Source organism: Enterobacter sp. JMULE2, assembly GCF_013337145.1.
Taxonomy (GTDB): Bacteria; Pseudomonadota; Gammaproteobacteria; order Enterobacterales; family Enterobacteriaceae; genus Enterobacter; species Enterobacter mori.
In genome coordinates, this window is the sequence record NZ_SGWD01000019.1 from 1 (window position 1) to 21,070 (window position 21,070).

General features: G+C 52.0%; 20 protein-coding genes and 2 pseudogenes. 19 read left to right on the plus strand and 3 right to left on the minus strand.

The genetic code is table 11. The annotated features are described in order from the left end of the window. Nucleotides 1-20: 20 nt before the first annotated feature. Nucleotides 21-865, minus strand: a protein-coding gene (locus EXW94_RS26980) for an IS5 family transposase (RefSeq protein ID WP_127353137.1) whose coding sequence is annotated in 2 segments (ribosomal slippage) — nucleotides 21-520 and nucleotides 520-865 — 846 coding nt in all. Because the reading frame shifts where the segments join, the coding sequence is not laid out codon by codon here. A gap of 90 nt (nucleotides 866-955) precedes the next feature. On the opposite strand from EXW94_RS26980, the pseudogene EXW94_RS28425 reads away from it, so the two are divergent. Beyond that, nucleotides 956-1,157, plus strand: a pseudogene (locus EXW94_RS28425) (IS5/IS1182 family transposase); the annotation flags it as partial. 288 nt (nucleotides 1,158-1,445) lie between these two features. Next, a protein-coding gene (locus tag EXW94_RS26990) for an IS5 family transposase (RefSeq protein ID WP_174339605.1) occupies nucleotides 1,446-2,251 on the plus strand; the annotation gives its coding sequence in 2 pieces (ribosomal slippage) (nucleotides 1,446-1,796 and nucleotides 1,799-2,251; 804 coding nt in all). 15 nt (nucleotides 2,252-2,266) lie between these two features. Here the strand turns inward: EXW94_RS26990 and EXW94_RS26995 are convergent. Then, nucleotides 2,267-2,704 carry a hypothetical protein gene (locus tag EXW94_RS26995; RefSeq protein ID WP_174339604.1) on the minus strand — a complete coding sequence of 146 codons (438 nt, stop codon included), beginning with the start codon at nucleotides 2,702-2,704 and terminating at the stop codon, nucleotides 2,267-2,269. A 194-nt stretch (nucleotides 2,705-2,898) separates the two neighbouring features. Beyond that, nucleotides 2,899-3,625: pseudogene (locus tag EXW94_RS27000) on the minus strand (IS5 family transposase); the annotation flags it as partial. A 1,023-nt stretch (nucleotides 3,626-4,648) separates the two neighbouring features. On the opposite strand from EXW94_RS27000, the gene EXW94_RS27005 reads away from it, so the two are divergent. The 17 genes from EXW94_RS27005 to EXW94_RS27085 all read left to right on the plus strand — a co-directional run bounded on the left by EXW94_RS27005 (nucleotide 4,649) and on the right by EXW94_RS27085 (nucleotide 21,037). Continuing rightward, nucleotides 4,649-5,572 (plus strand): IS5-like element ISEcl3 family transposase, encoded by a 924-nt coding sequence (locus EXW94_RS27005; protein WP_174339295.1) that lies wholly within the window; start codon nucleotides 4,649-4,651, stop codon nucleotides 5,570-5,572. Nucleotides 5,573-6,096: 524 nt separating this feature from the next. Then, complete coding sequence (locus EXW94_RS27010) at nucleotides 6,097-7,038, plus strand: protein RepA (RefSeq protein WP_309232528.1); 942 nt, start codon at nucleotides 6,097-6,099, stop codon at nucleotides 7,036-7,038. Between the two features lie 343 nt (nucleotides 7,039-7,381). Further along, a complete protein-coding gene (locus tag EXW94_RS27015) occupies nucleotides 7,382-7,810 on the plus strand; it encodes a hypothetical protein (RefSeq protein WP_174341590.1) in 429 nt (142 codons plus the stop codon). A gap of 25 nt (nucleotides 7,811-7,835) precedes the next feature. Next, a complete protein-coding gene (locus EXW94_RS27020; protein ID WP_174341591.1) occupies nucleotides 7,836-9,596 on the plus strand; it encodes an inverse autotransporter beta domain-containing protein in 1,761 nt (586 codons plus the stop codon). A gap of 25 nt (nucleotides 9,597-9,621) precedes the next feature. Continuing rightward, a complete protein-coding gene (locus EXW94_RS27025; RefSeq protein WP_174341592.1) occupies nucleotides 9,622-9,999 on the plus strand; it encodes a hypothetical protein in 378 nt (125 codons plus the stop codon). A gap of 34 nt (nucleotides 10,000-10,033) precedes the next feature. After that, entirely contained in the window at nucleotides 10,034-11,275 is a 1,242-nt protein-coding gene (locus EXW94_RS27030) for a hypothetical protein (protein ID WP_174341593.1), read from the plus strand. After that, a complete protein-coding gene (locus EXW94_RS27035) occupies nucleotides 11,263-13,032 on the plus strand; it encodes a hypothetical protein (RefSeq protein ID WP_174341594.1) in 1,770 nt (589 codons plus the stop codon). Before EXW94_RS27030 ends, EXW94_RS27035 begins: the two co-directional genes overlap by 13 nt. 60 nt (nucleotides 13,033-13,092) lie before the next feature. Further along, nucleotides 13,093-13,434 (plus strand): DUF3302 domain-containing protein, encoded by a 342-nt coding sequence (locus EXW94_RS27040; protein WP_174341595.1) that lies wholly within the window; start codon nucleotides 13,093-13,095, stop codon nucleotides 13,432-13,434. A gap of 13 nt (nucleotides 13,435-13,447) precedes the next feature. Next, complete coding sequence (locus EXW94_RS27045) at nucleotides 13,448-14,584, plus strand: HlyD family secretion protein (RefSeq protein WP_174341596.1); 1,137 nt, start codon at nucleotides 13,448-13,450, stop codon at nucleotides 14,582-14,584. 293 nt (nucleotides 14,585-14,877) lie between these two features. Further along, entirely contained in the window at nucleotides 14,878-15,297 is a 420-nt protein-coding gene (locus EXW94_RS27050; RefSeq protein ID WP_174341597.1) for a hypothetical protein, read from the plus strand. Nucleotides 15,298-15,717: 420 nt separating this feature from the next. Beyond that, nucleotides 15,718-17,040 carry a VasL domain-containing protein gene (locus tag EXW94_RS27055; protein WP_174341598.1) on the plus strand — a complete coding sequence of 441 codons (1,323 nt, stop codon included), beginning with the start codon at nucleotides 15,718-15,720 and terminating at the stop codon, nucleotides 17,038-17,040. Between the two features lie 33 nt (nucleotides 17,041-17,073). Then, a complete protein-coding gene (locus tag EXW94_RS27060) occupies nucleotides 17,074-17,553 on the plus strand; it encodes an Lrp/AsnC family transcriptional regulator (protein WP_174341599.1) in 480 nt (159 codons plus the stop codon). Nucleotides 17,554-18,030: 477 nt separating this feature from the next. Beyond that, the gene (gene mscS, locus EXW94_RS27065) at nucleotides 18,031-18,891 is read left to right on the plus strand and encodes a small-conductance mechanosensitive channel MscS (RefSeq protein ID WP_174341600.1); all 861 of its coding nucleotides are present in this window, start codon (nucleotides 18,031-18,033) and stop codon (nucleotides 18,889-18,891) included. A gap of 96 nt (nucleotides 18,892-18,987) precedes the next feature. Beyond that, nucleotides 18,988-19,311, plus strand: a complete 324-nt coding sequence (locus EXW94_RS27070) for a glycine zipper family protein (RefSeq protein WP_174341601.1) — start codon at nucleotides 18,988-18,990, stop codon at nucleotides 19,309-19,311. A gap of 153 nt (nucleotides 19,312-19,464) precedes the next feature. After that, nucleotides 19,465-19,833, plus strand: a complete 369-nt coding sequence (locus EXW94_RS27075) for a hypothetical protein (RefSeq protein ID WP_174341602.1) — start codon at nucleotides 19,465-19,467, stop codon at nucleotides 19,831-19,833. Nucleotides 19,834-20,096: 263 nt separating this feature from the next. Continuing rightward, nucleotides 20,097-20,501 carry an ion channel gene (locus EXW94_RS27080; protein ID WP_254797916.1) on the plus strand — a complete coding sequence of 135 codons (405 nt, stop codon included), beginning with the start codon at nucleotides 20,097-20,099 and terminating at the stop codon, nucleotides 20,499-20,501. A 38-nt stretch (nucleotides 20,502-20,539) separates the two neighbouring features. After that, nucleotides 20,540-21,037 (plus strand): MgtC/SapB family protein, encoded by a 498-nt coding sequence (locus EXW94_RS27085; protein WP_174341603.1) that lies wholly within the window; start codon nucleotides 20,540-20,542, stop codon nucleotides 21,035-21,037. The last annotated feature ends 33 nt before the right edge of the window (nucleotides 21,038-21,070 follow it).

Below are 21,070 nucleotides of genomic sequence, written 5' to 3' on the forward strand. Positions count from 1 at the left end.
CCGCTATTAGGCTGTGTCCCTTAATTGCATAACCGTTGGTAAAAAAGCCGTATACAGCCCAGTTTCACCATCGCCAGATAGTTTCTCGCCGTTTTGTCGTAACGGGTAGCGATACGACGGTATTCTTTCAGGCGGCCAAAGCACCGTTCAACAACGTTGCGATTTCGGTACGCATCACGAGCGAGTACTGAACGACCGTCCGACGCCATTTTCTCATTGGATTTTCGGGGAATGACTATTTTTATACCCTTTCTTTTCAGTTCGTTACGTAAAGCATGCCCTGAATAGGCTTTATCGGCCAGTACCGCATTACCACGACGTTTCATGCTGCCGTTCTGGCGCTGGACACCAATGCCGTCCAGAAGACGTTGTGCAAACTGGCTTTCGTGAGCCTGCCCGGGACTCAGCACGATGTTTAACGGCAGGCCACTTCCGTCTGTAGCCAGATGGATTTTGGTGCCAAAACCACCTCGAGAGCGACCCAGGCTGTTATCTCCGGTGATATCGGGATGTTTTTTTGCGCTCCGGCGGCACATCTGAGCGCACGGATATTACTGCCATCCAGCGCCGTCGCTGACCAGTCAACGAGGCCATGAGCGTCAAGAGATGATAGTAACCTGTTGAAAATAATATTAATTACTCCCGACTTTGACCACCGGTTAAAACGGTTGTAAACGGTCTTCCATGGACCATATCGCTCAGGCAAATCGCGCCATGGCGCACCTGAACACAGCACCCAGAACATGCCATTGATGATCATTCGATGTTCTGCCCATGGACGTCCGGCCCGTGGTGTTGCTGGTTCAGCAGGTAATAAGGGCTGGATGATAGCCCATGCTTCATCGGGAAGATCGTAGCGAGCCATAGTTCAATACGTTGTGGAAACATACAGTTACTATAGCTCATACGATTAAGGGACACAGCCTAGCACGCAGACTACGCAGATCGAAATTAAGCCGTCGCCAAACAGTGCCTTACGGTGGGCAACACTCGCTGGAAAAACATGACTGGCTACCACCGAAGTTCGAGCGCGCAAACGGCGATATACCCAGTAAAAAGGCTGTTTGGTGGTCACCTGACCTTGCGTGATTATGATGCTCCGCGCATTGAACAATATGACGCTCGCGGGTATGCCAAAAAGTGTGCGCGTTGCCTGAGGTATATGCATATTCAAGGGGTTCTTTTGGCCAAATCTGATTTATTCAACGAAACAGCCAAAAATTACAAAACCATGTTGCATTTTGCCTGTGATATTATCGTCTGGAATACAGTCCTATTGATATAAGCTCGTCCCCCCCTCTTATAATATATCGCAATAAAAAATTACCGGCATGTTATCCATGCCGGCTTGATGCTAATTTTTTTTCAAAAGAGAAGTCTGTTTAGAACCTATCCCAGAAGGGATTGTCAGAATGTCGTAACTGATAATTTCTGAAGGTGAAAAGATGACAGGCAGCAAATGGCGGATCAGCGATGAACTTTGGGAAAAAATGGCACCGCTTATCCCTGAGCACAAAACCTGCCATCCACTCGGTACGCACCGGAAACGCGTTGATAACCGCGCTGCCATGGACGCCATATTCTTCGTCCTCAGGACCGGTTGCCAGTGGAACGCCCTGAACGCCACCGGGATATGTTCATCGAGTTCTGCACACCGGCGCTTTCAGGAATGGCGCGATGCCGGAGTCTTCGAGCGCTTCTGGCAGAACGGTTTGCTTGCCTGCGGGCATCTGGACAGCATTGACTGGTCCTGGCTGTCAATGGACGGCTGTATCACCAAATCGCCGCTGTCAGGAACAAAAAAACAGGCCGTAACCCCACTGACAGAGGGAAACAAGGCGTAAAGCGCAGCCTTTTGACGGACGCCTGCGGGCTTCCTCTGTCGCTGGTTGTCTCAGCAGCGAACACGCACGACATCAAACTGGTTGCGGATACGCTCGATGCCCTTCAGACGGGTCGTCCGGGGCAAAAACTCAGACTCTGCCTGGACAAAGGTTACGATGCAGGCTGGCTGAAAACATATCTGCAGAGCCGCCGCTACGAGCCGCATATCCAGTCCCGTAAAGAAGAGTCAGATGCCAGTAAAAACACGGACTTCAAAGCCCATCGCTGGGTTGTCGAAAGAACTCATAGCTGGATGAATCGCTTTCGCCGGGTTCTGACACGATGGGAAAAGAAGACTGAAAATTACGAGGCCATGTTGCATTTTGCCTGTGGTCTTATTGTCTGGAATAAAGTCCTATTGAGATAGGCTCTTAGTGCTGTTTCAAATCGTTTCAGTTAAATCAATTTTATCAACATCCAGATAGAAGCTCGGCTCAGGATTTTGTTCTGCTCGGATATGGATCATAAGTGGTGATACCCATGAGGCCTGTGCTTCTACAATAAATTGCTCTTCGTGCCATGTGTTGCTTCTGTTTTTATTAATGATAACAGGAACCCCCCACACATCATTAGTATTTTCTGTCATTACAGAAAGTGTACCAGTTAAAAAAGGGCTTCTGCTGTAAATTTTGATTAGGTACTTTTTACCCGGTTCAAGGTTAATCTGCTGATAGATTGCTTCTGTCGATGTGATACGGCAGTAGTTATTGATGACAGTAACAGTTTCATTTTCAGTAGCGACACCCGAACCATTGCTTGTGAAACCCCACTGGGAGTTACCATTATCAAACTCACCATTGCTGATTAAATTTTCTGACATTTTTTGTATCCTATAAAATTGTGATAAATATCAAAAGCTATTGCTTTATGAGTAAGCACGGGCACTGTACATAAATACAGCATCGCGATCAATTGACATGTTGATATGTTAATATATTGATAACATGAACCTGGCCCGATATTTCCAGACGAGAAGACCACAGGGAGCATGGACTCGTCATTTTAAGCCTTCAATTCCCATAGGGTCAGGACACGGCGAAAGCGATTCATCCAGCTATGAGTCCTCCAGACAACCCAGCGATGGGCTCTGAAGCCCGTGTTTTTACTCGCGTCTGACTCTTCTTTACGGGACTGGATATGCAGTTCGTAGCGGCGGCTCTGTAGATATGTTTTCAGCCAGCCTGCATCGTAACCTTTGTCCAGGCAGAGTCTGAGTTTTTGCCCCGGATGACCCGTCTGAAGGGCATCGAGCGTATCCGCAACCAGTTTGATGTCGTGCGCGTTCGCTGCTGCGACAACCAGAGACAGAGGAAGCCCGCTGGCGTCCGTCAGCAGGCTGCACTTTACGCCTTGTTTCCCTCTGTCCGTGGGGTTGCGGCCTGTTTTTTGGTTCCTGACAGCGGCGATTTGGTCATACAGTCGTCCATTGACAGCCAGGACCAGTCAATGCTGTCCAGATGCACGCAGGCAAGCCAACCGTTCTGCCAGAAGCGCTCGAAAACGCCAGCATCGCGCCATTCCTTAAAGCGCAGGTGTGCAGAACTCGATGAACATATCCCGGTTGCGTTCAGGGCGTTCCACTGGCAACCGGTCCTGAGGACGAAGAATATGGCGTCCATGGCAGCGCGGTTATCAACGCGTTTCCGGTGCGTACCGAGTGGATGGCAGGGTTTGTGCTCGGGGATAAGCAGTGCCATTTTTCCCAGAGTTCATCGCTGATCCGCCATTTGCTGCCTGTCATCTTTTCACCTTCAGAAATTATCAGTTACGACATGCTGACAATCCCTTCTGGGATAGGTTCTTATCCACTTAATATATGCCTATTATGAAGCAATATTAAAAATTACCTTTAATCCCGTTGTTCATCTGATTCAGTCCTTTGTTGTAAATAGGATTTTTTCAGCTGTGTCCTCATATCTGGAGGAAGATTAATCGACTCAATTGCTTCATCAACAGACAACCCTAAGTGATTAGTTAACATATCTATCGCAATATAGTAGCTGTGCATAAGAACCTTTTTATTATAAGGATGGAAAGTTAAATGCTTTTTTACTTAAACTATACTTTCAGTATTTCGAAAAAATAAAGTTCTGAAATAACAATCATGGAGAAGAAAGCAATCTTCCAGATTACATGTACGCGGTGCGTATCTGTGCGGTTACACTTAATGCAGGCGTTCCTGACATGATGATAATGCGCATTGCAGTGATAACAAAACTTTTGTTTATTCATGATGACGATTTATTCCTGGGAATTATCTTTTGCAACGTAACTTCTGCAAAGATAATTCATTTCTCTACATTTAATTTCGATAAATGCCTTATGAACCTTTTTCGCGGTATCCGGAGGAAGGCGTAATCGCTTAACGGCTTCATCAGGTTTTAATTTCAAATCATTAACAAGGATGTTAATAGCGCACAAGTAATAATACATTAAAACCTCAGATAAATTCATTTAAGTCATTATCATTTATTTTCGTGACATATCAATTCTTGAGGTAATCAACTGCCTCTAAAATGGAATGAAATGCATGAAAGAGTAATTATTGGGTTTTAATTGCATTAAATTATATCATTAAATGAGGTGATTTTTATTTTTTGACTTGCGAAATAAAGATCGCGATGACTTATAAGTCATGTACATGCAGTCATGTCTAGGTAAGTGCTTTCAGTAATCAGGTATTGCATGAGGCTTTGTTGAATAAATCGAACTTTTAGGTGCCTGGCGGATCTGATCGCTACGGTCGTTTCAACATCGGGTCCCCATGGCAAAGCAAAAGTTTAAAATCACCAACTGGTCCACCTACAACAGTGCGCTCAGACAGCGCGGCTCGCTGACGGTCTGGCTTGATGAGTCAGCTATTGCTGCATGGACTGACAGTGCACAGCCTGAAGGTCGTGGCCGACCGCTCCACTACACAGATATGGCGATCTCCACGGTTCTGATGATGAAGCGCGTGTTTAACCTGCCGCTCCGGGCTTTACAGGGCTTCGTTGACTCAGTTTTTACGCTGATGGCTCTGCCGCTGCGCTGCCCGGACTACTCTCTGGTGAGCAAACGGGCAAAATGCGTCAACATCAGCATAAAGACGCCAACCCGGGGTGAAATCTCGCATCTGGTCATTGATGCTACCGGCCTGAAGGTCTTCGGCGAAGGTGAATGGAAAGTCAGACAGCATGGGGCTGACAAACGCAGGGTGTGGCGCAAGCTCCATCTGGCCGCAGACAGTGCGACGCACGAGATTATCTGTGCCGATTTATCGCTTAGCGGTACAACAGATGCGCAGGCTCTGCCAGAGCTGATAAACCAGACCCACCGGAAAATCAGGGAAGCATCGGCAGACGGCGCTTATGACACACGCTACTGCCATGATGCGTTGCTTCGGAAAAAAATCAGGCCACTTATCCCGCCGCGAAGCGGGGCGCAATACTGGCAGGACAAGTACCATGAACGTAACCACGCGGTGGCGAATCAGCATCTGAGCGGCGGCAATGACGTCTGGAAAAAGAAGGTGAGCTATCACCGTCGTTCGATAGCAGAAACAGCTATGTTCCGCATCAAAAGCTTGCTGGGTGGTCATCTGAGCCTGCGGGACTATGACGCGCAGGTGGGTGAAGCGATGGCAATGGTCAAGGCGCTGAACCGGATGACGTTGTTGGGTATGCCGCACAGCGTCCGGATCGCATAACGGGTGTACCAGCGAGAGTCATCCAGTCGGTTAACTCTGATTTATTCAACAAAGCCGATGAAGTTTTCAGCCGAACCCAGCCACAGTAATGTTTGCAATATGCTAACGCTGGTTTCAGTCCTGTAACTGTCTCGCATGCAATTTTTAACTGTGCCTTCTGCCCTCTGCGCAAACAGTTTAGCCGTTCATGGTCAGCGTGCGTTGATAACGATCGCCTGAGCTGTCGTGCAGAAAAAAAAGCGCGAGGACAGGTGTTCTGATCTGCGTTCAGCACCCCCATCCAGGTTGTCTGGTTTATTTTGTTATGGTGCTAATTTTGTGCTGTCTTATACAGATCCTGTTGCTTATCCACAAAAAAGCTTTGCCAGATCCAAATATAGATCAAATATAGATCCATAGAGAACCATAAAGATCCCGCCTGGCGCTATGCCTTGCAGCAGAAGGGCTGGCGAGGTATCCGGGGGAGGTGAAGAGGGATTTAGGTGACCTGTAGCGGGATTATGGGGAGGTGAAAAGGGAAGTAAGTGAGCTGTTACGGGCGCAAAAGTGAGTTAAAACGGGATAAAGATTCGTATCAATGTGGAAGACCTGAAAAAGTGGATAAGTCTAAAAAAGCCTTAGAAAATAATGAATTGCTTTTTTGTTCAATGTATTCTTCTTTAGAGAATAGCGAAAAGTTACTCACAGTTAATAGCCACACGACGATACAGCCAGTCTCATTGATGCGGCTTGGGATCTTCGTTCCTTTTAACAAGAGTGGCCGTGGGCAGGGGGTAATCGATGCCAGTCATGTTTTATCCTCACTGGAGTTTTCTCGTGCTGAGGGTTATACCAGTATTATTATTACCGGCCAGCGACTTAATCTGGCCACTGATTTTAAAGTCTGGATGGGAATTGTTCATGCGTTTTCAAAGTATGGCCTCTCCTCTAACGCTGTGATGCTTTCTTTCCGCGAGTTCGCCACCTACTGCCAGATCCCCTCAAAACGCCTTGATTCACGTTTACGGCAAAATGTGCGTGACTCCCTGGCTCGTATCCGAGGTAAAACCATTACATTAAGCACAATCAGATCCACTAAAGTTTATGTTACAGGTTTATTAAAATCCGGAAGATTCGATTTTGAAGAAGATATGGTTTACCTTGAAGCGGACTGTAAGCTCTGGGAGTTGTACTGTGCGGATTATCTTACATTGCTGAGAAAGAAACCGCTTAATGCGCTACCGCGTCAGGAGGCTGCGCAGGCTCTTTATACCTATTTCGCAAGTCTGCCTGAGAAGCCTGCTGACATTTCATTTGAGAGGCTGCGTACGCGCCTGATGCTGACAAACCGGGTCAGCGATCAGAATAAAGTCATTCGTGCTGCTTTAGAAAAGCTGAAAGAAATCGGCTATCTGGATTATCTGCTGAAGAAAAATGGTCGTGAAACGATGCTGAGAATTATTTCCCGGAATCCAAACCTTACTTAATATGCGTAGTGCTCATGGCGTTATTATTTCTTAAGGAACTGTGCTTCATGCATCGAAAAAATGTACCATTGATTTAAAAAGCAGATATGTGACTTTTTTAAGATATATCAGCCGGATAAATCTCCTCCCGTTGTTTCGCGGGATGACCTTAATCTCACCTGCGCGAGTTACCCGCCGGCTGCCGGTTTTGATGGCATTGAGGCAGGCCACGCATGCGAGTGATTATTTAAAAACGCATGCATATCTTTTTTGATATATTTTGTTCGTATTTTTTTTGCAGCTTTTTCCTTGTTAGCCTTTTACTCTTAATTAAGCGACACTTGAATTTTTGGGGCATATTAATATGCGTCTGGTAAAAAATTTGTTTTCCCTTTTTTTTATGCTGGCCATTTTTCCTTGTTCTGTTATGGCTGATGCTCACCTTAAGTTTCATATGGCGTATGGTTCCGGGGGCACGGCATACATAGGCGGAACAATCGGAAACAGCGACAGTGAAATGATTCATCGCGGTGCCATTGGGTTTATTACCGTTTCTGCGTCCTGTGACGTTACAGGGGTCTATTCAACGTTATTCGGGCCCGTTCCGGGCAGGGAAGATGTTTCCTTCAAAATCCCCGTTAATGCATCAGAATTTCATGCTTACAGGCTTGCTTTTTTCCAGGCTTATGATGCCGAGGGGTTCCCTCTGGCTGTCACGGATGATACGGCGAAAATAATCGCAGGCAGAGAAAAAGAAGTCAGGGACGCCTGTAAAAAGGAACGTGGAAAGTAAAAATGTTTAATATTAAGAGGCGCTAATGAAAGGCACCATTTTGAGAAAAGCTGCATTGGCGCAGCTTATTATTCAGAGTCTGTCCTCAACGGTTATGCCGTTGAGTATCGCTTTCTCTGCCCCTGCTTCTGGGGAAAAGACACAATCGCTGTCTTTAGGCTCCCCGGCTCCCTCTTCTGAAGGTGAAATGTGGGTGGCACAGGGGATGGTCAAGGGTGCGGAAATTGCTAACGGTGCCAGCCCTGCAGAGATGGCCACTCAGTACGCGCTGGGGCAGGTTAACAGCGCCGCAAGCAGCGGTGCGCAGAACTGGCTCAGCCAGTACGGCAACGCGCGTGTACAGCTGGGAATCGATAAAGATTTCACCCTGCAGGAGAGCGGAGCCGATCTTCTTGCCCCTCTTTATGACGATAAAAAATCTAACCTCCTGTTCAGTCAGATTGGCATACGCAATAAGGACGACAGAAATACCCTGAATATCGGGCTTGGCTATCGTTATTTCACCGACGCCTGGATGTATGGTGTTAACACCTTCTACGATTACGATATGACCGGAGAAAACCGGCGTGTCGGCCTTGGCGTGGAGGCATGGAAGGATTATCTGAAGCTCTCCGCTAACGGATATTTCGGTTTGACCGACTGGCATCAGTCCCGTGATTTCAGGGATTATGACGAACGACCTGCTGACGGATTCGATATCACATCAGAGATGTATCATCCGTCTTACCCTCAGTTCGGTGCTAAACTGCGCTATGAGCAATATTTTGGCGATGAAGTCGCCCTGTTTGGCGAAGACGAACGTCAGAAAAATCCCTATGCCTTCACTGCCGGTCTGAGCTACACCCCTTTCCCGCTGTTAAGCGCATCGCTTGACCAGAAGATGGGAAGTGGCGGAAAAAATGATACCCAGATAGGCATCGGGCTGACCTGGTCACCGGGCGTGCCGCTATCTTCTCTGCTGGATCCTGATGCTGTTTCTGCCATGCGCTCCCTTCAGGGAGAACGGTATGACTTTGTTGACAGAAACAATTCTATTGTTCTGGAATACAAGAAGCAGGAAATCATCAACTTCAGGCTTGATGACATTCATTCAGGTCCTGAAAAAACCACTATCCCTGTTGCTTATAAAATCAAGGCTAAATACGCGCCGGCCATGCTTGAGTGGGTTGTGCCTCCGTCATTTACTGCCGGAGGTGGGCAGGTGATGAGCGCGGGTAACGGAAGTTATTCCTTCATGCTGCCTGCATACAACACCGCGCGTTCACTGAATACCTATACGCTCATTGCGGTTGCCCGGGATGCGAAAGGTAATCAGTCCTCCGAAGAAACGACCCTTGTCGAAGTTCTGCCTGGCGGCCCCTCGGTCGCTGCGAAAATCAGCGGCACGGAGCTGAACGCCGGCAGCGTTCTGCACGGTGAGTACACCTGGACGCCAAACGGCGCGGGTCCGGACAAGTCACTCTATGCCTGGGGCGAAAAAGGCTCCACGGCGGGCAGCGTGGCAAACGGCAGCGTTGTGCCGGCCAGCGGAAAAACGGGTGACTACCCGATTAAGGGAGCTGATGCGGGTAAATACATCGAGCTCTCCGTTCTGGCTTCTGACGGCAAGGTGAAGGGTAACACCTCCACCGTGGATACCTCGATGGTTTCCGGCGGCACGGGCTCCTGCCCGGCGGGCAACGACGCCTGTGTCGACATCACCAATCCGGGCACGGAAAATCCGGGCCAGGTCCAGACCGGCACGCCGTCGGTCGCTGCTGAAAATCAGCGGTACGGACCTGTTTGAGGGCACCACGCTGACGGGCAGCTACGTGTATGCGGCGAACGGCGCGGGCGCGGACAAGTCACTCTATCAGTGGACGCAGTCAAATGCCCCGTCGGGCGATCCGTCAAAAGTAATTACTACAACGGGAGTGGTTCCAGCGTATATCCTGGGTTCTGGTGATGTCGGAAATGTCATCTGGCTGACGGTGAAGGCGAAGGACGTGAACGCGGTGGCCGGTAACCTGGTTGCGGTGAGCACGGCGATGAGCGACGGCGTGGGCACCTGCCCGGCCGAGGGCGACTGTACGGGCATCACCAACCCGCCGGACAGCGGTGGCGTGGTTGAGACCGGCAAACCGTCCGTTGAGAAGGTGAAAATCAGCGGTACGGACCTGAACGTGGGCACGACGCTGACGGGCAGCTAGTGATGCGCCGAACGGCGCGGGCGCGGATGCGTCGGTGTATGACTGGACGCTGGACGCGGCTTCGGCTGCGCCGGCAACCGCCATCACCGCTTCCGGTAGTGCGGGCACTCGCAATCTGCTGGATACAGACGCCGGTAAGGTGCTGTGGCTGACGGTGAAGGCGAAGGACGTGAACGCGGTGGCCGGTAACCTGGTTGCGGTGAGCACGGCGATGAGCGACGGCGTGGGCACCTGCCCGGCCGAGGGCGACTGTACGGGCATCACCAACCCGCCGGACAGCGGTGGCGCGGTTGAGACCGGCAAACCGTCCGTTGAGAAGGTGAAAATCAGCGGTACGGACCTGAACGTGGGCACGACGCTGACGGGCAGCTATGTGTATGCGCCGAACGGCGCGGGCGCGGATGCGTCGGTGTATGACTGGACGCTGGACGCGGCTTCGGCTGCGCCGGCAACCGCCATCACCGCTTCCGGTAGTGCGGGCACTCGCAATCTGCTGGATACAGACGCCGGTAAGGTGCTGTGGCTGACGGTGAAGGCGAAGGACGTGAACGCGGTGGCCGGTAACCTGGTTGCGGTGAGCACGGCGATGAGCGACGGCGTGGGCACCTGCCCGGCCGAGGGCGACTGTACGGGCATCACCAACCCGCCGGACAGCGGTGGCGTGGTTGAGACCGGCAAACCGTCCGTTGAGAAGGTGAAAATCAGCGGTACGGACCTGAACGTGGGCACGACGCTGACGGGCAGCTATGTGTATGCGCAGAACGGCGCGGGCGCGGATGCGTCGGTGTATGACTGGACGCTGGACGCGGCTTCGGCTGCGCCGGCAACCGCCATCACCGGTTCCGGTAATGCGGGCACTCGCACGCTGCTGGAGACAGACGCCGGTAAGGTGCTGTGGCTGACGGTGAAGGCGAAGGACGTGAACGCGGTGGCCGGTAACCTGGTTGCGGTGAGCACGGCGATGAGCGACGGCGTGGGCACCTGCCCGGCCGAGGGCGACTGTACGGGCATCACCAACCCGCCGGACAGCGGTGGCGTGGTTGAGACCGGCAAACCGTCCGTTGAGAAGGTGAAAATCAGCGGTACGGACCTGAACGTGGGCACGACGCTGACGGGCAGCTATGTGTATGCGCAGAACGGCGCGGGCGCGGATGCGTCGGTGTATGACTGGACGCTGGACGCGGCTTCGGCTGCGCCGGCAACCGCCATCACCGCTTCCGGTATGCGGGCACTCGCACGCTGCTGGAGACAGACGCCGGTAAGGTGCTGTGGCTGACGGTGAAGGCGAAGGACGTGAACGCGGTGGCCGGTAACCTGGTTGCGGTGAGCACGGCGATGAGCGACGGCGTGGGCACCTGCCCGGCCGAGGGCGACTGTACGGGCATCACCAACCCGCCGGACAGCGGTGGCGCGGTTGAGACCGGCAAACCGTCCGTTGAGAAGGTGAAAATCAGCGGTACGGACCTGAACGTGGGCACGACGCTGACGGGCAGCTATGTGTATGCGCCGAACGGCGCGGGCGCGGATGCGTCGGTGTATGACTGGACGCTGGACGCGGCTTCGGCTGCGCCGGCAACCGCCATCACCGCTTCCGGTAGTGCGGGCACTCGCAATCTGCTGGATACAGACGCCGGTAAGGTGCTGTGGCTGACGGTGAAGGCGAAGGACGTGAACGCGGTGGCCGGTAACCTGGTTGCGGTGAGCACGGCGATGAGCGACGGCGTGGGCACCTGCCCGGCCGAGGGCGACTGTACGGGCATCACCAACCCGCCGGACAGCGGTGGCGTGGTTGAGACCGGCAAACCGTCCGTTGAGAAGGTGAAAATCAGCGGTACGGACCTGAACGTGGGCACGACGCTGACGGGCAGCTATGTGTATGCGCCGAACGGCGCGGGCGCGGATGCGTCGGTGTATGACTGGACGCTGGACGCGGCTTCGGCTGCGCCGGCAACCGCCATCACCGCTTCCGGTAGTGCGGGCACTCGCAATCTGCTGGATACAGACGCCGGTAAGGTGCTGTGGCTGACGGTGAAGGCGAAGGACGTGAACGCGGTGGCCGGTAACCTGGTTGCGGTGAGCACGGCGATGAGCGACGGCGTGGGCACCTGCCCGGCCGAGGGCGACTGTACGGGCATCACCAACCCGCCGGACAGCGGTGGCGTGGTTGAGACCGGCAAACCGTCCGTTGAGAAGGTGAAAATCAGCGGTACGGACCTGAACGTGGGCACGACGCTGACGGGCAGCTATGTGTATGCGCAGAACGGCGCGGGCGCGGATGCGTCGGTGTATGACTGGACGCTGGACGCGGCTTCGGCTGCGCCGGCAACCGCCATCACCGCTTCCGGTAGTGCGGGCACTCGCAATCTGCTGGATACAGACGCCGGTAAGGTGCTGTGGCTGACGGTGAAGGCGAAGGACGTGAACGCGGTGGCCGGTAACCTGGTTGCGGTGAATACGGCGATGAGCGACGGCGTGGGCACCTGCCCGGCCGAGGGCGACTGTACGGGCATCACCACCCCGCCGGACAACGGTGGGCAGGTCGGGGGCGGCGGCGGCGGCGCGATTTCACTTGAAAGCATTACTGTTACTATTCTTAATGCATGCGGAACAACAGGCTCTTCAAGTCCTAAAGTGAAATTATCTCTTGGTTCTGGTAATGCTGGAAAAAAACTTAAACTTGCGAGAGAGAAGACCACCTCAGGTGGTGGTACTGCTTCTGCGACTCAAATGATGACTTTTGCTGGGGATGAAATTCCTGTAATAGACATGGCAATGAACATTGCTGTTAATAATACCACTGCCACTGATCGTCAGACAGTATTAGATAATGGTCTTGAAGTGACAGCTGATTCCAATGGAAATGTAACTCTTGATGTTGTTGGAAATGCATTTTCGTTGGCGATTGGGATTCTTATTCCATACGATGTTAAAACAATCGTTTTTCCTACCCAAGCAGGTGCATATCAGGCAACTGGTAAACCAGTAAATGGGTTTGGGTTTGCGGACCTTTGCTTCAACGCTCCGGCACCATAAATTGTGTTTTTAAATATTTGAAGGCGCCTTGCTATGCAGGGCGCCATTTTAAGGTGAGTTATGGGACTCAACTATTTTGCTCTTGGTCTTTTGTTTTTTGTTGGTGTGGTTATTTTTTACGGAATAATTGTTATTCATGATATTCCTTACCTCATTGCCAAAAGACGCAATCATCCCCATGCCGATGCCATTCATGTCGCTGGCTGGGTGAGCTTATTTACACTGCATGTTTTATGGCCCTTTCTCTGGATATGGGCAACACTCTACCAGCCTGAACGGGGGTGGGGGATGCAGGATGGATGTGAGGTATCTAATGATGAAAATGAAATTGCACACCTTAAAAAGCGTATTGTTGTTATAGAAAGCAGACTTAGTATGCAATCCTCCTCTTCCCCTGAATGAAAAAGGAGTACATGTGGATCTGCTCATTATTCTGACCTACGTTGCATTTGCATGGTCAGTGTTTAAGATTTTTAAAATTCCCGTTAACAAGTGGACAGTGCCCACCGCTGCGCTCGGTGGCATCATTCTTGTGAGTGGCCTGATACTGTTAATGAACTACAACCATCCTTATACCGGTCTTGCGCAAAAAGCGGTTATATCAGTACCTGTTACGCCCCAGGTGTCAGGCGTGGTCAGTGAAGTTCCTGTTCATCCGGGCAACAGGGTAAAAAAAGGCGATGTACTGTTCAGGATTGATGACGGGCGCTATCGGGCCCAGGCCGATAAGTTCCGGGCTGACCTTGCTACTGAAATTTACCGCACTGACACACTCAAAGCACAGCTGGCAGAGTCAGAGTCAGGCACTGAAAAAGCTAAAGCAGAGAGGGATCGCCTGCTCAAAAATTATCAGCGCTATCTCAACGGCAGCAAGGCTAAAGTTAATCCGTTTTCGGAGAGCGACATCGATAATGCAAGGCAGAATTACCTTGCTCAGGAGGCTCTGGTCAGTGCTGCTAAGGCAGAAGAGGCGCAGATTCAGAGTCAGCTTGAAGCCGGTGCTGGCGGTGAGCGACCACAAATTGCGAGTATTCGCTCCCAGCTCGCAGAGGCAGAATACAATCTGGAGCAGACGACTGTTCGTGCTCCTGAAGATGGCTACGTTACCCAGGTTCTTGTCAGACCAGGAACTTATGCTGCGGCATTGCCGCTCAGGCCTGTAATGGTGTTTATTCCCGAGCAAAAACGACAGATAGTGGCTCAGTTTCGTCAGAATGCCCTGCTTCGCCTGAATGCAGGGGATGAAGCTGAGGTGGTATTTAACGCTCTGCCTGGAAAAGTGTTACATGGCCGGCTGCGTGAGATTCTGCCCGTCGTGCCAGGTGGTGCTTACCAGGCTCAGGGAAGTGTACAGGCGCTGACTGACTCGCCAGGGATGGATGGCGTTCTTGGTGTCATTGAGCTGGATGCTGCTACAGATATCAGCGATTTACCCGACGGAATTTATGCGCAGGTTGCTGTTTATTCTGACCACTTTTCTCATCTGAGTGTCATGCGAAAAGTTTTGCTGCGGATGACAAGCTGGATGCATTACCTGTATCTCGACCACTGAGTTTGATTACTTTAATGCGGTATTAATCAATTCCATACTTATGATGAAAATCATGTGCGGACATAAATCTTGAGTATTACGATTTCCCATTGAATTTATTAAAATAGTGTAGAGGTGGAAATGTATTACATTATCATTTTTGTGGTTATAATTAGCATACTTGCTTGTTATATGGCGTCGCCTGATGTTTTTCATTTCTTTCTTTTTCTAATGTGACAGGTTTATCATTACGGGATTTCCTTGCGTTTTAAAAACCTTATCTTTTTGAGATTTTTTAGCTTGCCGGGGTATTTATGGCACTTCTTTGTGATGGCTGTGAGCAGGTTACAGAATATAATGTATGGTACAGGGATGGCGGGGAGTATTATTATACCGCGAGAAAGTCATATCACTCACCCGTACTGATTCGCCTTTCCGATGTGGGAAGTGGCGATGCATCTCTTAATGTTACCTACATGACAAAAAATAAATGCCATCACTGGTGGGATTCTACTTTTAAAATAGATGATTTGAGTGTGCCTGCTTTTTATAAAGGACTGCCGATGACTGATGGATGCATTAACAGCTATACTACTGCATCTGATTATTTTCCGTCATATGTTTACTCAAAACTTATTCTGAATGAAACGGTAACACTTCAGGGTGATATAAAGTTATACCCAAATAACATACTGAATCCTGAAAGCGGCACTCCTCGTCAGTTATATAAATGAAAGTATGCATGGCAAGGTTTTTCTCATGCTGCATCTTTCAGCAACCGGAATTTTATCGCAAAAAATAAAAGTCTGTTACCGGATTAGCCTTTATACATAAGGTAATCTTTGAAAAATAACCAGGATGTTTAGATATCAGATAGCGTAAGCCACACATTTATGTTTAATCATTGGTTGTTCCTGTGTTGCTTCAATATTATCAACTTAACCTTTTCATTCTCGTTGGTGGCGGAAGGCGGTAGCCTGCCTGTAACAACATGAGGGTGAAATTCGCAGAAAAGTATTGATGGGGAAATCTCTGCGGCTGTTTTTTATTACACGCGCTCAAAATTAACCCTTGCCAGATTACCTTAATGATTTAAACCTGCCGGTTTAAATCAGCACTTCCCGTTTTGCTCATATACCCAATTTCAGGAAAACATGAAATACAGACTCCCGGATAAAATCAAAACCGGTGGCAGCCCCTGTGCGCTGCCCGATTATGCCTCCCTGCGCGATGAGCTGGGCAAACTGACGCATCCGGCGCGTCCGGATGTGAACTGGCGCAGGGTGCAGACCCTTTGCCTGCGCCTGTTTGAACACAACGGCGTGGAGCTTCAGAGTGTCTGCTGGTACACCCTGGCCCGCATGCACACGGCCGGGCTGGCCGGTATGAATGACGGACTTTTTATCACCGGCACGCTGGTGCGCTATCAGTGGTCGGTGATGTGGCCTGCATGCGTACACGCCCGGACTGAAATCCTTGCCGGCCTCAGCCAGCGGCTGCAGAACGTTCTGCGCATCCTGACGATTAAGGACCGTTATGACCTGCATGCCCTGTACCAGAGTGAAAAATACCTTGCTGAACTCGGCGACTGTCTGGCACGCCATGAGCTGAGGCAGGCATGTCGCCTGGATGCCCTTCAGCAGGAGGTCCGCTCAGCCATCACCTGTCTGGAAAATATGTCTGATGGTGGCGGTGATGAACCCGGCACGGAGCTGCCGCTGCATGCGGTGGCGTCAACTGAGTCTGATGACGAACCGGCGCGGTTTGCATGGTCTGCTGAGCCGGAGCGCGAGCCCACGCTGAGCGCCGGTATTTTCGGCCCCCGGCGACGCAGAATGCGTCTTCAGGATTTTGCCCTGGGGGCCGTCAGCGCCCTGATTCTGGGCGGACTGCTTTCATGGGGAATACACGCGCTGAACAGGCCGATGTCCGAAGAGCGTCAGCTTGAGGCCACCCTGACACCGCTGCCACAGCCGTTGTCTCCCGAACAGCTGAACAGGCTCTGGTACGATTCCTCTCTCACGGAGACTGAGGGCGGAAGGCTTGTTGACGCGACCCGCCAGCAGCTGGTCTGGCTGCAGTCCCTTCCCCCGGACTGGGCGCTGCAGTACGGTCAGGCACTCATTCGTCAGGCCCGCACCCTGTGGCCGGATAATCCTGACATCCTCAGCCTGCAGGCGAACTGGCAGAAGCAGCTTGAAGCGGGGGCGCTGCCGCTGAGCGAACTTAATGGCTGGCATCAGGGCATGGCCCGCCTGCAGGTGCTGACCGCCAGACTCGGGGCGCTGGATGAAAAAGGGGTGCAGTATCTGACGGTGAGCGAGCCTAAAGCCGAGGTGTATGCCATCACGCGGGCTCTGGAGTCTGCAGTGCCGGCAGGAGAACGCCTTCGCAGGCTGGCCGAAGGCAACGACGGGAAAACCACTTCCCTGCTGAAAAACGAAGAGCGCCCCGCACCAGTGAACCCCCATTTTTAACAGGCATAAACAGCCAGACACAAGGAGAACATCATGCTGGATGAAAAGGATAAGGTACTGCTGAGATTAATACAGGATGACTGCAGCATCTCCATGCGGGCGCTGGGTGAAAAAATCGGGCTGACCCAGACCCCGTGCCGGGAGCGACTTATCAGCCTGACCGAAAAGGGCTACATCCTGGGTCAGGTTGTGTTGCTGAACCGGATGAAACTCGGTCTCGCCATGACGGGATTTGTGATGATAAAGATGTTTGAGCACTCACCGGACAGGGAGGCGGCAATGACCGCGGCCTTCGTCTCCATGCCTGAGGTAATTCGTCTCTGCCGCACTGCCGGTGAATATGACTATATCCTGCAGGTGGTTGCCGCTGACACTGAGGGCTTTTCGGCTGCTCTCACCCGGCTTAAATCGCAGGCCGGCAGCCTCTGCAGCTTCACCACCACCATGGCGCTGGAGGAAATAAAAAACACCACCCGTCTGCCGCTGAATTTTGAAGAAAGCACACCGGCGTAGGTTGGCTGCTGAAAGGCATCGTTAATTTACATAACCCGGGAAGCAGAGGTCATATTTCACTGAGCATATTCACTCCGTTCATAAATGCGCGGTGCAGCCCGTAATATCCGAAGTGTGTAAGTGAAAAGTTATATCAAAAAATAAACAACAGAAAACTGCTGCAGGTTAATTTATTTTTAAATGTGGAGAATATTATGAATCCATCAATCATCAGGCCGTGCCGGCATTGTGGGGCGCTTATTTCACCTGATGCCACACGGTGTGCACACTGTAATGTCAGAAAACCCTTTTCCGGACGGCGGGCAGGACATTTACTGCCGTGGATACTGAGTGCCTTATTACTTGCCGGCTTTGTCGTATTTACCTCTTTTTACGGGTGATATATGTGGCCTGCCTATACAGGATGACGGGAACGTCATTGCCTGAGCTTATTTTCAATCAGCACCCGTTTGGGTGAAATTTTAAATGGAGTCGTAAATGAAAGAACTGAACATTACAGATGAAGTCAATAAGGCCGGTGAGTGGCTTGCAAAAAATCAGGGATTATTAACCGACTATGCGGTCAATATTATTTCGGCCGCCGTCCTGTTAATTACCGGACTGATATTTGCCCGTCTTGTCAGTACGGCGCTGGAGCGGGTGCTCTCCCGTCGCGGGATTGACGTGACGGTATCGGGCTTCGTTGCTGTCATGGTCCGCTATGCCATCGTTGCCTTCACGGTCATTGCCGTACTCGGTCGTCTTGGCGTGCAGACCGCGTCGGTCATTGCCGTGATGGGGGCCGCCGGTCTTGCGGTGGGGCTTGCCCTGCAGGGCTCGCTGTCAAATTTCGCCGCCGGCGTGCTGCTCGTGACGCTGCGTCCCCTGCGTGCCGGTGAGTTTGTGGATGTGGGCGGCGTGGCCGGCACGGTTGACCGGGTGAATATCTTTTCCACCACCCTGCGCACGCCTGACAACAAAATCATTATCGTGCCGAACGGCAAAATCATCGCGGGGGACATCATCAACTTCTCGCGCGAGCCGCAGCGCAGGGTGGATATCACCGTGTCCGTTGCCTGGTCTGCCGATATTGAGCAGGTGAAGCGCGTGGTGAGTGATGTCGTTACGGCCGATAGCCGGATTATCCATGAAAACGGCATCACGGTACGACTGAACGAGATGGCGCCGCCGGCCCTGAACTTCGTGGTGCGCTGCTGGACAGAAACCGCCCTTTACTGGGATGTCTGGTTTGACCTGACGGAAGCCATCAAGCGCGGGCTCGACGACAACGGTATTCCTGCACCACGCCCGCAGATGGATGTCATCATCAGAAATGGCGACAGGCTACATGGAAACTGAACCATGCTCATCCCGTGCAACCAGACGGTTGTCGTGTGATTAAGAGTTTCATCAGACTCAATGAACTAAAGGAAATGAAGCAATGAACAAAAAATAATGTGTGCGTTTGTGTTACTGGGGGCGCTGTTACCTGCCGTATCCGCCGTGGCAATGGATAAAACAGCAACCGGTGCTGTTGTCGGCGCAACCGTCGGCGCTGCTGCCGGGAAGGATGTGAAATCAGCCGTCGGGGGCGCGATTGTCGGTGCAGGCACCGGAACAATGACCAAAAGCGGTGACACAGGCAAGGCAGCCCGACAGGGCGGTGCGGCAGGCGCAGCTACCGGTGCAGTCGTCGCGGCCGCAACGGGTAAAAGCGTGGTGAAAGGTGCCGTCACGGGGGCGGGCGCAGGTGGACTGGCCGGCGAGGCCCTGCACTGATAAATGACACAGGGCAGCGAACAGACTGCCCTTTCTGCAGATCGCGTGGACTGGCGGCACGATTTCTGGCTGCTTAGTAAAAGGGCACGTTAAGGTCGTACAGAAAACGCTCCAGGCTTATGCGCCATCACATCAACCCGTACAGGTAAATTTATGCCCCCTTCACTCGCGGAGGTTATCCATCTGATCCGCAGTCGCGGCGACAGTGCCCCGGGTTTTATTACGACAGAAACCCGGCTTGTTTCAGGTCTGGGATTCTGCAGTGATGACATGGAGGAGCTGCTTCACGAAGCGGAATGGCGTTTTGGCGTCAAATTTCCATCTGATGAAAATGCCCTTCGGGAGCTCTTTTCCCTCCTGCCACATGAATACCTTTTGACTCTGCAGGATAGCCTGCCGCTCTCACCCGCATGGGTGTTGTGCCGGTTACGGGGCACGCCTTTGCCGGTGCAGGCAGATATCAGCGTGGGGGATTTTTCCCGGGGACTCACCGCGCTGTGTCTGAAGGGCGGCGAAATGTAGTCTTGTCTGTGGCAAACCATGGCAACTGACACGGAGCCACAGCAACGAGTTACCGGCGGTGCAAATGCATCCTGAAGAGCGGTACCAAATCGCGAATACCGACGAGGGGAAGATCGTGCCCGACCAGAATGCCATTTTGCAGGTGCACTGATGCGCTGTCGGTTACACCAGTTTCATCCTGTATTAACCAGTGTGCATTTGCGCACGGCGATCGTTCTCATATATGGCGATTGTGTGCCCCGGTATTGTGTTATGGAGTTTTCATGTTTTTGCAGCTGATATGGCTTGCGGCGCTGATGTCACTCATGGTGGTCATTCATTCGCTCTGGAGTCTGCATATTCTGAGGCTTGTGCCCGGGAAAGTCACCGACACCGTCAGGCTGGTTATGATACTGGTTCGCATCTGTGTTTCGATGCTGATGATCCATTTTATCGAGGCGGCGTGCTTTGCTCTCTTTTATTACTGGCGCTCAGGATTCAGCGATGTGGCAACCGCCGTGTATTTTTCGCTGGCAAGTTACGCGACGGTGGGCTACGGCGACGTATTGCTGCCTGCACATCTTCGCATAACTGGTGCGGCAGAAGGTCTGGTCGGGGTCTTGCTGGCAGGCTGGACGGTCGCACTCCTTTCCCGGGTACTGGCAACGCTACGGCCCGGGTCAAAATAGTTTTTCCCTGAATATTTTCTTATCTGAGTGAGTAACCCATGCGTCTGACTTTACCCGCAGCAGAGACTCTGCTGCTTCCCTTCACCTCAGGACAGATAGCGACCTGCCTGCTGTGTGGCTTTGCAGTGGGCCTTGAACGCCAGCTGCGCGGCAAGCCGATTGGCATCAGAACCTCCACGTTAATTGTCCTCGGGAGCTACTGCTTCCTCGCCATGCTGGGTGCTGTTACTGCGGATGCCGCCGACCGGGCTCGTGTGCTGGGACAGCTGATTACCGGTGTGGGATTTTTAGGGGCCGGCGTCATGATGACGCGCGATGGTATCGTGACGGGTGCAACATCCGCCGCTACGGTCTGGATGATGGCGGCAACGGGCGCAATGATAGGTCTGGGGCTCGATCGGCAGGCGCTCATCATGACCGGACTGGTGGTGGGAATCCTGGCGGGCGTCGATTACCTTGAGCGCAAAGTCCTGAGTCTTCAGAAGGGCGTGCACAGGCGACATGAGAAAACGACTCTTCCCCGTCAGGGGAGCTAAATTATCCTATCACCTGTTCTGGAAAATAGTCTG